This window comes from Pseudodesulfovibrio pelocollis, from assembly GCF_030282845.1.
Taxonomy (GTDB): Bacteria; Desulfobacterota; Desulfovibrionia; order Desulfovibrionales; family Desulfovibrionaceae; genus Pseudodesulfovibrio; species Pseudodesulfovibrio pelocollis.
The window spans coordinates 25908-39514 of sequence record NZ_JASTWE010000013.1; the positions used below are offsets into that span (position 1 = coordinate 25908).

Here is a 13607-nt window from a genome sequence, read left to right on the forward strand (position 1 = left end):
ACCAACCAACCCCGATCATGCCGAATCGGCCTGAAATTGCGGAATATCTGGATAAGTCGGCAAGAACGCTTTGTCGAAGCACGGGGAGGTTCGCCCAAACCGGATAAATCTTTTCCGCTCGACGCTTTACCTGGCCTTCCGGCCGGACTATGATCGTTTCTCATCCAAAAAACGAGGACTCCATGCCCCCCCACGGCCTGATCCGGCACGATGAATACCAGTGGCACCTGCCCATGACCGGCGACATGCGCGTCCCGGCCATCGCCTTCGGCAGCCTTGAACTGGTGCAGGCCATGGACGACAAGACCCTGACCCAGCTGCGCAACGTGGCCTGCCTACCGGGCATCGTGCATGCGGCCATGGCCATGCCCGACGCCCATTCGGGCTACGGCTTCCCCATCGGCGGGGTGGCCGCCTTTGATCCGGCCCGGGATGGCGTGGTCTCCATGGGGGGTGTGGGCTTTGACATCGCCTGCGGGGTGCGCACCCTGCTCACCGGGCTGACCCGTGACGACATCCTGGCCCGGCGCGAGGAGCTGGCCGACGCCCTCTTCCACGCCGTGCCCTCCGGGGTGGGCCAAGGCGGCACGATCATCCTCGAAGGCGATGGCCTCGCGGCCATGCTCGAAGGCGGCGCGGCCTGGGCCGTGGGCCAGGGCTACGGCCTGCCTGCGGATCTCGCACGCATCGAGGACACCGGCCGCATGCCCGGGGCCATGCCCGGCCACGTCTCGCCCCACGCCCGCAGGCGCATGCGCGACCAGTTGGGCACGCTGGGCTCCGGCAACCACTATCTTGAAGTGCAATGGGTCGAGAAGGTGCTTGATCCGGCCAGGGGAGCGGCCTTTGGCCTGAAGGAGGGGGACGCCGTGGTCTCCATCCACTGCGGCTCGCGCGGCCTGGGCCACCAGATCGGCCAGGACTTCATCGACGAGCTGGCCCCCTCGGGCAAGATCCGGCGCAAGGGCAAGGGGGCCGGGCCCAATCCGTATCTTCCGGTGGCGGACCGCGAGCTGGTCTGCGCCCCCCTCGACTCGGAGCCGGGCCGCCGCTACCTCGGGGCCATGCGCGCGGGCATCAACTGCGCCCTGGCCAACCGGCAGGTCATCACCCACCTCGTGCGCCAGGTCTTTGCCGATCTCTTCCCCGCCGCGCGCCTCGACCTGCTCTTTGATGTGTCCCACAACACCTGCCGGGCCGAGCGCCACACGGTGGACGGCAGGGACAAGACCCTGTTCGTCCATCGCAAGGGAGCCACCCGGGCTCTCGGCCCCGGCCACCCGGACCTGCCCGCCGCCCTGCGCGAGGCGGGCCAGCCCGTACTGGTGGGCGGGTCCATGGGCACGGCCTCCTATATCCTGGCCGGAACCGCCGAGGGCGAGGCCAAGAGCTTTGCCTCGGCCTGCCACGGCGCAGGCCGGGCCTTGAGCCGCACCGAGGCCCGCCGCCGCTTTGTCGGCCCCGATCTGATGGAGACGCTGCGCCACCAGGGCGTCTTTGTCCGCACAAAGTCGAGCCGGGGTCTTGCCGAAGAGGCACCGGCGGCGTACAAGGATATTGATGCAGTAACATCCAGTGCCGCCGGGGCTGGACTGGCCGCGCCAGTGGCCAGGACACTCCCCCTGGTGTGCGTCAAGGGGTAGTACCAATGAACAAGACCTCGACACAAACCGCCGGACAGGAGCAGGCCGCCGCAATGGGGCACACCGCTCTGGCCACTTCCGCCCTTCCGGGGTCTGTCGAGGTTGTCAGTGCCGGTTTCCTCAAATCCATGTCCGGCAAGACCGGCTTTCTCAAGCGCATGTTCACGGTCTTCATCGCCCAGGAGCCCAAGCGAGTGGCCGAGATCAGGGACGCCATCGAAGCGGGCGACACCGAGCGACTGCGCCATCTGGCCCACGCCCTCAAGGGCGGCGCGGCCACCATGGGCGTGGAGCGTGTGCGAGACTGTTGCCTGATGATAGAAAAAGCCTCGAAAGCCGACGACATGGACAGTGCCAGAGCGCACCTGGACGAGCTTGAGCGGGAGATCCGCAGCGCCTACGCCTTCATGTTCAACTATCTGGCCGAACACTGACCCCGCCTCCCCTGACGAAAAAAGGGTCTGCCGAAAATCATCCGGCAGACCCCGTATCATTCTCGGAGTGACAAATCAGGTCAGAGCATCGAGTTTTTCCTTCAGCCGGGCGCGCTCCATGGTCAGGGCGTCCGCGTCCAGCTTGCCGGGGGTCACGGCATAGGGTTCGCCGACCACCATCCGGCAGCGCGTCAAGGGATACGGCAGCTGAAATCTGTCCCAGGCGTTGGCAAAGACCTTGGACCGGGCCGGGAAGGCGCGGATGGGCACGATCATGGCCCCGGCGTGCCGGGCCAGGAAGACCGCGCCGTCCTTGGGCTCGTGGCGCGGCCCGCAGGGGCCGTCCACGGCAAAGACCGCCTTCAGATTCTCCCTTCGCATGACGTGCTTGGCCTGAAGCAGCGCGCGCATGCCGCCCCTGGAGCTTGAGCCGCGCACCGTGGTCTGACCCAGGCTCTCCATGACCCCGGCCACGAACTGTCCATCCGTGCTTTGGCTGACCACGCCCAACAGCCCGGAGATGTTCACGCAGCCGTACCCGGCGATGGAGAACAGTTCGTCATGCCACAGGGCGATGACCAGCCGCTGGCCCCCCCTGTTCAGGGCGAGTATCTCTTCGAGATTAGGGCTGACCGTGAAGCGCATGGAGCGAATCCACGCCTTGAACAGCAAGGCCGTGAAGGGGGCAAGACGCACCGGATCTATGGGAATTTGCATTGGCGAGTGTATCCTTGCGCCAATGCCTACGTCCGCGATGAAATAATTGCAAGAATTTAAATGTGTTATTTTGACGACAATCCATCAGTGGCGCAGATCCGACCCCGGCACGGCGCGCCCCAGCGGCGCGCGCCCCACGCCGGGCCAGATGCGCACCAGGCCGAACCCGGCGCGCATGACCGTCCACAGCACCGTGATCCACCAGATGACCACCAGCACCTGGGCCGGTTGCACCAGCTCCAGGGCCCAGACCATGCCCCCGCAGACCACCGAGGCCGCCACCATGGCGTTCCTCAGATAGCGGAAATCCCCAGTCCCCCAGTGGATGCCGTCCGTGGCGAAAGAGAGCGCGCCCACGGGCTGCATCAGGGCGACCACCACCCAGGCCGGGCCGAACACGGCCATGGCCGTGGGCGGCACCAGCAGCCAGGCCACGCCCGACGTGCCCGCGAGCATGGCGCAGCCGAGCACCGCCCCGGTGCCCAGGCTCCACAGACAGACCCGCCCGGCCACCCGCCGCGCCTGCCCCATATCGCCCGAGCCGAGAAAGTAGCCCACGAGGCTCTGGCCGGTGATGGCAAAGGCGTCGAGGAACATGGCCGTGAAGATGAAAGTCTGGCGGATGGCCTGATAGGCCGCGCCCTCGTCGGCCCCGGCCTTGTTGGCCACCCGGGTGCACAGGGCCAGGAAGACCAGCAGCACCCCGGTGCGCACGAAGAGGTCGCCGCCGATGCGCACCAGCTTGGCCGCCCCGGCACCGCGCACCCGGCGCGTCAGGCCCAGCCGGGTCGAAACGGCGGCCAACACCCAGAAGGCTCCGACATACTGGCTGATGGTGCTGGCAATGGCCGCCCCGGCCACGCCCATGGACGGCACCGGACCCGCGCCAAAGACCAGCAGCCAGTCGAGCAGCACATTGAGCACGTTGATGCCCACGGCCACCAGCAGCGGCGTGCGCATGTCCTGCACCCCGCGCAGCGCCCCGAAACAGGTCAGGCAGACCAGCACGGCGGGCGCGCCCAGCAGGCGGTGGAACATGTACTCGTGCGAATATCCCACCACGTCGCCCGTGGCTCCGAGCAGCCCGGCAAAGACATCGAGAAACGGCATGGAGCACAGCGCCAGAACGATGCCGATGGCCGCGGCCATGAAGGCAGCCAGTGAGGCCACCTTGACCGCGTGACCGCGATCACCGCGCCCGAGGGCCTGGGCCACCTCGGTCTGGGTGCCGATGCCGAGGAAGGCGAAGGCCCAGAATATGGACGAGAAGGCCACGGTGCCGATGCCCAGGGCGGCCACCGGCTCGGAGCCGGGCAGCCGGGCCACGAAGGCCGTATCGGCCAGCCCTGTCAGCGGCTCGGCCACCAGGGAAAAGAGCACGGGCACGGCCAGCCGCATGAGCGTCCTGTCCGGGGCCGTGACAAAGGGATGCTCGTCAGGAGCCAACTCGCGCATCGTGTGCCCTCCTCGCAAGGCACACGCTGATCATAAATCCATGCCCGAAGCAAGCATGGAGATTCCACTTCATGGAAAAACCTGATACCGCAAGCTCATGGAGTCCACAGACATTCATTTCATGGTCGGCCTGATCAGCATTGTCTACACCTGCGTCCAGATCGTGGCCATCTACACGGCCGTGATGGCCGTGCGCGACACGCGCACCCCGCAGGGGTCTGTCGCCTGGGCCATCTCCCTGGTCACCTTCCCGCTGATCTCGCTGCCGTTGTACTGGGTTTTCGGCCGCAGAAAATTCAACGGCTATGTGGAGGCCATGCGCACGGGAGAGAAGCAGTTCCGGGAAATGGTCAGGAACCGGCATGACCTGCCCCGGGTCCGGGCGCTCTCTGCCCGGCACAGGCCAGACGCGCCGCGCTGCTCCTTCGAGACCATGGCGGGCATCCCCTTTATGGCCGGCAATGAACTGGAGCTGCTGGTGGACGGCGAGGCTACCTTCGAGTCCATATTCCGCTCCATCGAGGCAGCCGAGCGATACATCCTCATCCAGTTCTTCATCGTCCGTGCCGATGGCCTGGGGGCCAGACTGCGCGATCTGCTGCTCAGGAAGGCAGCTCAGGGCGTGCAGATCAAATTCCTCTACGACGAAATCGGCTGCAACGACACGCCCGCCCTGTTCTGGCGCTCCATGATCGAGGCGGGCATCGAGGTCCAGCCCTTCAACACCACCAAGGGGCGCGGCAACCGCTTCCAGCTCAACTTCCGCAACCATCGCAAGATTGTCATCGTGGACGGCCACACCGCCTTCGTGGGCGGCCTCAACGTCGGCGACGAATACCTCGGCCTGTCAAAAAAAACTGGCCCCTGGCGCGACACCCACCTGCGCATCACCGGCCCGGCCGTGCTCGGGGTGCGCTTAAGCTTCACCAAGGATTGGTACTGGGCCACGCGCGAACTCTACGACCTGGACCTGTCCATGCCAAAGACCAAGGGCAAGGCCGAGGTGCTGACCCTGGCCACCGGCCCGGCCGATGACCTGGAATCCTGCTCCCTCATGTTCATCCGGGCCATCAACGCCTCCAAGAAACGCTTCTGGATCGCCAGCCCCTACTACGTGCCGGACAGCGCAGTGACCAAGGCCCTGCAACTGGCCGCCATGCGCGGGGTGGACGTGCGCATCATGCTGCCCAGAAAGGCGGACCACCTGCTGGTCTACCTGGCCGGATACTCCAGCCTGCACGACTTAAGCAGCGTGCCCGGCATCCGCGTCTACCGCTACACCAAGGGTTTTCTGCACGAAAAGGTCTTTCTGGTGGACGACGAGCTTGCCGCCGTGGGCACGGCCAACCTCGACAACCGCTCGTTCCGCCTCAACTTCGAGATGACCATAATGGTGGAAGACCGCGCCTTCTGCGCCCAGGTGGAGCAGATGTTCCTCACCGACTTCAAGGGCTGCGTGGAAACAGGCACCGACGAATACGCCCGCAAGAGCGTACCCTACCAGACCGCCGTCAAGTTCGCCCGGTTGTTATCGCCGATATTGTGAGGGGTCGGTTGGTTGGCTCCTGATTTCGCCCTGACCAGCGGCTTGATCAGAATTACCGTCTGAAGCGGTTCCGCAGCGCAAAGGCAAACAAGGCCGCCTGGACGGTGATGAAAATCTGCCAAAGGACCATCAAGAGGCGGGTGACCACCCAGACATCGCTGCCGGGATGCTCCCGCATGAGCGGCAGATAATACAGCATGCTGCCAGGGAAGAGGACTGGCAGCGCGGGCAACAATACCAGAACGGCAAGCCAGAAAAGCGCATGAAATGGTTTCTCGCCATACCCACTAGAATACTTGTAGAGCCACAGAGCCCGAAAAGTCAGCCTCTCGGCAGCAGCGTTGAAAAATGGCGACAACCACATAACAAGCGCCGCAAAGAACGTCTTCACCGAAAGGCAATTTCGCTCCAACCGGCAAGCCTTCCAGGCGTCTTTTACCGCAGCCCCCTGCCCGACCTCCATCAATGTCTGCCGTATAGGCTTTGTCGCCTCGCCTAGAAGCTTCAACTGCGCCTCTTTCTCCGCAACATGCCACTTGGAGGCCTCGTACTCGTTGTTCTCGGCCTTGTACTTGGCCTTCATCCGCTGGTAAAAATCGCGGGTTGATTGCAGCCTTCCGGGATCAGCTTCAGTACGCGCCTTGATGCGCCCGTTCTTCTCCCACGAAGAGTTGATGAAATGGATGTGCGTGAGATCGCGCTGATCAACAAGATCAAGGCAGGTGGGATCGCAGTTTTCGAAGATAATGGCTGAAGGGGGTACAGTGCTATAGGCGAATTTGAGAATGGCATCATTTGTTTTGATTGAGTCAAAACGGATCGGACCATTGAATTGTGCTGATGAAAAATCTGCATTCCCACCGAATCTAGCTTCGATGAAAGATACAGCCCTCCCGAAACGAGCTTCGCGGAAAAATGCGCCCCCCCCAAAGCGGGCTTTGCCGAAATATGCGTCCCCCCTGAAGCTGGTTTCGATGAAAACTGCTTCCCCCTCGAATCTAGCTTCGTTCAAAAATGCGAACTCCCCAAAGCTGGCTTTGTGGAAAACAGCTCCCCCTCCAAATCTGGCTTCGATGAAAAATGCGAACCGCCCGAAGCAGGCTTTGTCAAAAACTGCGCCCCTCTTGAAGCGGGCTTTCTCGAAGGAAATATTAGGTAATGCACTACCTGATTCAAAACAAATATCTCCAGGGAAAATGGTTCCGCTCAGGTCGCACGAAGCCTTTTCGTTTTCTAGATCAATGACGGCCTGAATTCGTTCCGACACATGTCCGTTGAATGCATCAACGGACATGCCCTTGTGCTCTGCCGGGGCATGGAACAGGCAATATACGTTGCCATCCTCCGGGTCAGTATAGACAACCGGTTGCGGGTCATTCCATCCGTGCTCTTCACATTTGCAGCAGGCCATCAGCTTCTCCGGATTATCCGATTTGCAAAAAAGCATATAGAATCAGCCACAGCCGCACAAGCCCTTCGACCTCTCCCGCTCCTGCGCTCCCGCCTGTTGGCGGTTCACCATCTCCATATCGGCCTGAAACTGCAAAAGAAAAAAGGAGCCTCCTTCCGAAGACTCCCATTCAATTCCCAAAAATCCCGACCGGCTACAAGATGTCGGCCATGGTGTAGAGTCTGCCGGGCTTTTGCCCGGCCAGCCATTTGGCGGCTCGCAGGGCGCCGGTGGCAAAGGTGTCGCGGGAGTGGGCGCGGTGGGTGATCTCGATGCGCTCGCCGGGGCCGAAGAAATACATGGTGTGGTCGCCGAACACGTCGCCGCCGCGCAGGGTCTGCACGCCGATCTCATTGTGGGGCCGCTCGCCGATGATGCCGTCGCGGCAGTGGCGCTTGACCTCGTCGTAGTCCCAGCCGCGCGCCTCGGCCAAGCACTGGGCCAGCTTGAGGGCCGTGCCGCTTGGCGAATCCTTCTTCATCTTGTGATGGGTCTCCACCATCTCCATGTCGTAGTCCGGGCCGAGCAGCCGGACCAGGGCGGGCAGCACCTTGAGCAGGACATTGACGCCAACAGACATGTTGGGCGCCCAGAACAGGGGCACGTCCCTGGCGATGGTCGCCAGCTCGGCCTGCTGGGCCTTGTCCAGGCCAGTGGTGCCTATGACCACCGGGTTGCCGAACCGGGCCGCTATCCCGGCCATGGCCACGGACGAGGCCGGGGTCGTGAAATCCACCACCACCGCGCCCGGCACCTGGGGCAGCAGCTCTTCGAGACAATCCGAGGCGATGCACCCGACATGGTCGATGCCGCCCGCATTGCCCTCGCGCTCGCACGCGCCCACGAGGTTGAGTTCCTCATCCGCCAGGGCCATATTGACCAGGGTGTCGCCCATGCGACCCTTTGCGCCCAAAATGACGACATTGGTAGCCATTGCGCCTCTCCTTGCTTGTATCATGTTGAAAAATCAGTCGCGTTCCCCGAGTAATGCCATGAACCCGTCAAAGTCAATGACCGTGAGCCCCAGTTTTTCGGCCTTGGCGATCTTGGAGCCCGCGTTGTCGCCCGCCACCACATAGTCCACCTTCTTCGAGATGGCGTTGACCGTGATGCCGCCCTGCTCCTCGGCCAGCCGCCGGGCCTCGTCGCGGGTCATTGAGGACAACACACCAGTAAAACAGAACACTTTGCCCGCCAGCGGTGCGTTTTCCGCTGCACCGGTCTCGCCAGCCACTGTCTCCGCCCTCTGGGGCCAGAATCCGGCCTCGCGGAAGCGACGCAGCAACTCGACTCCCTCTGGGCTGTGAAAGAAGCGATGTATGCTCTCAGCAATCACCGGACCAACAGCGTCAAGGGATTGGAGTTCCTCGCGATCGGCCAGGGCCAGGGCGGCGAGATCGCGGTATCTGGCGGCCAGGGTCCGGGCCGTCTGCTCGCCCACATTGTGGATACCCAGGCCCGCGATGAGCCGCCACAGCGGGGCCGAGGTCCGCGCCCGCTCCACGGCCTCGATAAACTTGGCTGCCAAGCGATCACCCATACGTTTGTACCGGAGCAGCACGGTCTTATCGAGGGTAAAAAGATCGGCCGGACTTTGCAGCACGCCATCCTCGGCCAGCCGCCGCACCCAGGTACGGCCCACGCCCTCCATGTCGAGCCCGGCCTTGGACACGAAATGGATGATGCGCTGCACGGTCTTGGCCGGACAGGTGGGGTTGGTGCAGCGCACGGCCTCGCCATCCTCCCTGGCCTCGCCCCCGCAGACCGGACATTCGTCGGGAAAGGCATACGGATCGGCCCCCTCGGGCCGCTGATCAAGATCCACGGAAAGCACCTGGGGGATGACATCGCCCGCCCGCTGGATGAGCACCGTATCCCCGATGCGGAAATCGCGCTCGGCGATGTATCCCTTGTTGTGCAGGGTGGCGTTGGCCACCACAACACCCGCCAGGGGCACCGGCTCAAGCTCGGCCACCGGGGTGAGCACGCCGGTACGGCCCACCTGGATGCGGATGTCGCGCAGCACGGTGCGGGCCTGAAGGGCCGGAAACTTGAGGGCCAGGGCCCAGCGCGGCGCGCGCGAGGTGAAGCCCAGGGCGCGCTGCATCTCCAAGCTGTCCACCTTGGCCACCACCCCGTCGATCTCGAAGGGCATCCCGGCCCGGCGCTCCATGAGGCTCGTGAAATACGCGGCCACCTCGTCTGCCGAGGCGCACAGCCGGGCCTCGGGCGGGATGGCGAACCCGAGCCGGGCCAGCCCGGCCATGATCTCGTGCTGGCTGGTCCAGGCAAAGAGCGGCGACCCCCACTGCACGCGCCCCACGCCATAGGCCAGGAAACGCAGCGGGCGGGAAGCGGCCACCTTGGGATCGAGCTGGCGCACGGCCCCGGCCGCGCCGTTTCTGGGATTGGCAAAGGGCGGCTCCCCGGCCTCGCGGCGGCGCTCGTTCAGGGCCGCGAAATCCGCGTTGGACATGACCACCTCGCCGCGCACGTCGAGCAGGTCGGGCACGTCCGACCCGAGCAGGGTCAGCGGCAGGTTCATGACCGTGCGCACCGAGTGGGTCACGTCCTCGCCGATGTGGCCGTCGCCGCGCGTGGCCGCGCGCACGAACCGCCCTGCCTCGTAGATGACCTCCACGGCCAGACCGTCCATCTTGGGATCAGCCCAGTAGGCCACCCCGGCACGCCCGAGCCCCTTGGACACCCGCTCGGCAAAGGCGAACCAGTCGTCAAGGACCATGGCATTGTCCAGGCTGTACATGCGCATGGCATGCTCATAGGGCGCGAACCCGGCCGCAGGCGCGCCGCCCACCCGCCGGGTGGGCGAATTGGGGTCGTCCAGTTCGGGATGCGCGGCTTCAAGGGCTGTCAGCTCCCGGAACAACTCGTCGTACTCGGCGTCGGAGATTTCCGGGTCGTCGAGGACATAGTAACGGTGATTGTGGTGCTCGATACGCTCGCGCAGCCAGGCAGCGCGCTGGATGATTTCGGAAGAAGCCATGATTCTCTTTGCCTTAAAAAATTAAACAATCAAACACAATGCATCCCCTACCCCAGTTCAAGAATGCGTTCGCGCAGCACGGCCACCCGGTCGCGCAGCTCGGCCGCCCGCTCGAACTCAAGCTCTCTGGCCGCCTCGCGCATCTGCCGCTCCAGTTGCTTGACCAGGGTGTTCAGTTCCTTGATCGAGGCTCCGGGCGGCACGCCCTCGATGGCCGGGAGCTTGTGGTCACGCGCCCTGGCCTCGCCCGCGTCGGCAAAGAGGTTGCCCAGGTTCTTGCGGATGGTGGTCGGCGTGATCCCGTGGGCCTCGTTGTGCGCCTGCTGCCGCTCGCGCCGCCGGGCTGTCTCGTCCATGGCCGAGGCCATGGAGCCGGTAACCGCATCGGCATACAGGACAACCCGGCCGTCCACATTGCGCGCGGCCCGGCCAAAGGTCTGGATGAGGGAGCGGGCCGAGCGCAGGAACCCCTCCTTGTCCGCGTCCAGAATGGCCACCAGGGAAACCTCGGGGATGTCCAGCCCCTCGCGCAGCAGGTTGATGCCCACCAGCACGAAGAACTCGCCCGCGCGCAGGGCCTGGATGATGGCCATGCGCTCCAGGGTGTCGATGTCCGAGTGCAGGTAGCGCGAGGCCACGCCCATGGAATTGAGGTATTCGTTGAGGTCCTCGGCCATGCGCTTGGTCAGGGTGGTGACCAGCACGCGCTCGTCGCGCGCCTGCCGCTTCCTGCACTCGCCCAGCAGATCGTCGATCTGTCCCGGCACGGGCCGGACCTCCACCAGCGGGTCGAGCAGGCCGGTGGGCCGGATGATCTGCTCCACCACCACGCCCTGGGCGAGATCGAGTTCCAGGTGGCCGGGCGTGGCCGAAACATAGACCGCCTGCCGGATGCGCGACTGGAACTCGTCGTAGTCAAGGGGCCGGTTGTCCAGGGCCGAGGGCAGGCGGAAGCCGAAATCCACCAGCGTGGTCTTGCGCGAGCGGTCGCCCTTGAACATGCCGCCCACCTGGGGCAGGGCGATGTGCGATTCGTCCACGAAGAGGATGAAATCCTCGGGAAAATAGTCGAGCAGTGTGGCGGGTGGCTGGTCCTTGCTGCGCCCGTCCAGATGGCGCGAGTAGTTTTCGATGCCGTTGCAGTAGCCAAGCTCCTCGATGATTTCGAGGTCGTACATGGTCCGCTGCTCCAGGCGCTGGGCCTCCACCAGCCGGTTGGCGCTCTTGAACTCGGCCAGCCGCTGTTGCAGCTCGTCGCGGATGTCGCCCACGGCCCGGTCCAGGTTGTCGCGGTCCGAGACAAAGTGGCTGCCCGGATAGATGACCGTCTTGCGCAGCCTGTCGCGCACCTCGCCGGTGAGGGGATCGGTCTCGGACAGGGAGTCGATCTCGTCGCCGAAGAACTCGATGCGCAGGGCCTTCTCGCGGCTGTAGGCCGGGATGATCTCCACCACGTCGCCGCGCACCCGGAAGGTGCCGCGATGAAAGTCGTAGTCGTTGCGCTCGTAGTGGATCTCCACCAGCCGCGAAAGGAGCGATTCCATGGTCATGGCCTGCCCCTCCTCCACCGGGATGACCATCTTGGCGTAGAAATCCGGCGAGCCCAGGCCGTAGATGCAGGAGACCGAGGCCACGATGAGCACGTCGCGCCGGGTCAGCAGGGCATGGGTGGCGGCGTGGCGCAGCTTGTCGATGTCGTCGTTGATGGACGAATCCTTCTCGATGTAGACATCCGAGTGCGGCAGGTAGGCTTCCGGCTGGTAGTAATCGTAATAGCTGACGAAATACTCCACTGCGTTTTCCGGGAACAGCCCCCGGAACTCGGTGTAGAGCTGGGCGGCCAGGGTCTTGTTGGGGGCCAGGACCAGGGCGGGCCGGTCAAGGGTGGCCACCACGTTGGCCATGGTGAAGGTCTTGCCCGTGCCCGTGGCCCCGAGCAGCACCTGATCGCGCACCCCTGCCCGAAGGCCCGCCACGAGCTGGTCGATGGCCCCGGGCTGGTCCCCCTTGGGAGTGAATTCGCTGACGAGCCTGAATGATGGCATTCGCTTCCCGCACCCTGTGCTTGAGAAAAACCGTCAAAAGACGTAGTGCTGGAACATACCCCGTAATCACACGACCGGAGCAGTTCCATGGATATCGACATCATTCCCCCGCAATCGCCGCCGCCCGTGGCCCATGCCCATACCCTGTCCATGGTGGTCAAGAGCTTCAAGGGACGCCGGAACGTGGAGGTGCATCTCTTCCGGGGCCGCTGGAGCGAGGCGGACGAGGCGTCGCTGCCCTGGAGCGATCTGATCGACGGCCCGGTTCCCGGACATGGCGAGGCGGCCAGACGGCTGGTCATGGAGGCGTTTACCGACGCCGAGCGCGACCGCGTCGTAGACTATCTGAAGGCGCAGTATTCCACAAGACTCACGGCCATCCGGTCCATGCCGCTGTGCTTCCCCGTCCCGGCCGGGCTGTGCGGCCTGTCCGAGGCCCAGCCGGGCAAGAGCGTGGGATTCATTGATTTTGAAAAAATTCCGAGCTACCGGCTCGATCTCCCGCTTCGGGGGTACTTCGACCTGAGCCTGCACCCGCCCATCGTGGGAGAATAGACAGGACGCGCGGCAGCATCACCTGTCGTCGTCCAGCACCCAGTGGCCAAAGCGCGTGGGGTGCGACATGGCCTCGCGCAGCAGGACCAGGAAGCGGAAGCGCAACATCTCCTCGGCCCCGAAGCGGAGCATGTGCGCCGTGGTCTGCTGGCAGTCGATGAGGCTGAAATCCCATCGGGCCAGTTGGCGCGCGAGCACGGCAAAGGCCGCCTTGGAGGCATCTGGCACCGCATGGAACATGGACTCGCCGAAGAACGCCGAACCAAGAGATACCCCGTACAACCCGCCGACCAGCTTGCCATCGCGCCACGCCTCAACGCTGTGGGCGTAGCCGAGATCGTGCAGCGCCATGTAGGCATCCACCATTTCGGGCACGAGCCAGGTGCCCTGCTGCCCGGGCCTGGGCACCTGGCCGCAGGCGCGGATGACCGCCCCGAAGGCGGTGTCCATGGTAAAGGTGAAGGTGCCGCGATCAAGCACCCGACGCAGACTGCGCGAGAGATGCAGCCCCTTTGGCCGCAGCACCAGCCGGGGATCGGTGGACCACCAGAGGATGGGCGAATCCTCGCCGTACCAGGGGAATATGCCGGCCGCATAGGCGGCCAGCAGCCGTTGGGGGCTGAGGTCGCCGCCCACGGCCAGCAGGCCGTCGGGCTCGGCCTCCTCCGGGTTGGGAAAGATGGGTTCCTCGAAAAGCCTGTAAATGGTCATGGCGCCTCAAACACAGGGGGCGGCTCGCGCCGCCCCGCAGTGGTGAT

At 64.4% G+C, this 13607-nt stretch carries 11 protein-coding genes; 4 read left to right on the top strand and 7 right to left on the bottom strand.

The genetic code is table 11. The features are described 5' to 3' along the window. Window positions 1-182 precede the first annotated feature (182 nt). Window positions 183-1643, top strand: coding sequence for an RtcB family protein (locus tag QQS14_RS06535; RefSeq protein WP_285906162.1), 1461 nt, complete (start codon window positions 183-185; stop codon window positions 1641-1643). A 5-nt stretch (window positions 1644-1648) separates the two neighbouring features. Beyond that, window positions 1649-2077 (top strand): Hpt domain-containing protein, encoded by a 429-nt coding sequence (locus QQS14_RS06540; RefSeq protein ID WP_285906163.1) that lies wholly within the window; start codon window positions 1649-1651, stop codon window positions 2075-2077. 75 nt (window positions 2078-2152) lie between these two features. Here QQS14_RS06540 and QQS14_RS06545 read toward each other — a convergent pair whose 3' ends face one another. Beyond that, window positions 2153-2794 carry a lysophospholipid acyltransferase family protein gene (locus QQS14_RS06545; RefSeq protein ID WP_285906164.1) on the bottom strand — a complete coding sequence of 214 codons (642 nt, stop codon included), beginning with the start codon at window positions 2792-2794 and terminating at the stop codon, window positions 2153-2155. Between the two features lie 84 nt (window positions 2795-2878). Next, a complete protein-coding gene (locus QQS14_RS06550) occupies window positions 2879-4249 on the bottom strand; it encodes an MATE family efflux transporter (RefSeq protein WP_285906165.1) in 1371 nt (456 codons plus the stop codon). A 97-nt stretch (window positions 4250-4346) separates the two neighbouring features. Here QQS14_RS06550 and cls point away from each other — a divergent pair, with 97 nt between their 5' ends. Then, window positions 4347-5795 (top strand): cardiolipin synthase, encoded by a 1449-nt coding sequence (cls, locus tag QQS14_RS06555; protein ID WP_285906166.1) that lies wholly within the window; start codon window positions 4347-4349, stop codon window positions 5793-5795. A gap of 52 nt (window positions 5796-5847) precedes the next feature. On the opposite strand, the gene QQS14_RS06560 is transcribed toward cls, so the two are convergent. From QQS14_RS06560 to uvrB, 4 genes are all read right to left on the bottom strand, one after another. Continuing rightward, window positions 5848-7206 (bottom strand): pentapeptide repeat-containing protein, encoded by a 1359-nt coding sequence (locus tag QQS14_RS06560; protein WP_285906167.1) that lies wholly within the window; start codon window positions 7204-7206, stop codon window positions 5848-5850. 193 nt (window positions 7207-7399) lie between these two features. Further along, window positions 7400-8179: a 4-hydroxy-tetrahydrodipicolinate reductase gene (gene dapB / locus QQS14_RS06565; protein WP_285906168.1), complete on the bottom strand. Its 780-nt coding sequence runs from the start codon at window positions 8177-8179 to the stop codon at window positions 7400-7402. Window positions 8180-8212: 33 nt separating this feature from the next. Continuing rightward, entirely contained in the window at window positions 8213-10249 is a 2037-nt protein-coding gene (gene ligA, locus QQS14_RS06570; protein ID WP_285906169.1) for an NAD-dependent DNA ligase LigA, read from the bottom strand. 47 nt (window positions 10250-10296) lie between these two features. Next, on the bottom strand, window positions 10297-12294 hold the full coding sequence (gene uvrB / locus QQS14_RS06575; RefSeq protein ID WP_285906170.1) for an excinuclease ABC subunit UvrB: 1998 nt from the start codon (window positions 12292-12294) through the stop codon (window positions 10297-10299). Between the two features lie 87 nt (window positions 12295-12381). Between uvrB and QQS14_RS06580 the strand changes: the two genes are divergently transcribed. Then, a complete protein-coding gene (locus QQS14_RS06580; RefSeq protein ID WP_285906171.1) occupies window positions 12382-12849 on the top strand; it encodes a hypothetical protein in 468 nt (155 codons plus the stop codon). An 18-nt stretch (window positions 12850-12867) separates the two neighbouring features. Here the strand turns inward: QQS14_RS06580 and aat are convergent, their stop codons facing one another. After that, on the bottom strand, window positions 12868-13560 hold the full coding sequence (gene aat / locus QQS14_RS06585; protein ID WP_285906172.1) for a leucyl/phenylalanyl-tRNA--protein transferase: 693 nt from the start codon (window positions 13558-13560) through the stop codon (window positions 12868-12870). Window positions 13561-13607 lie beyond the last annotated feature (47 nt).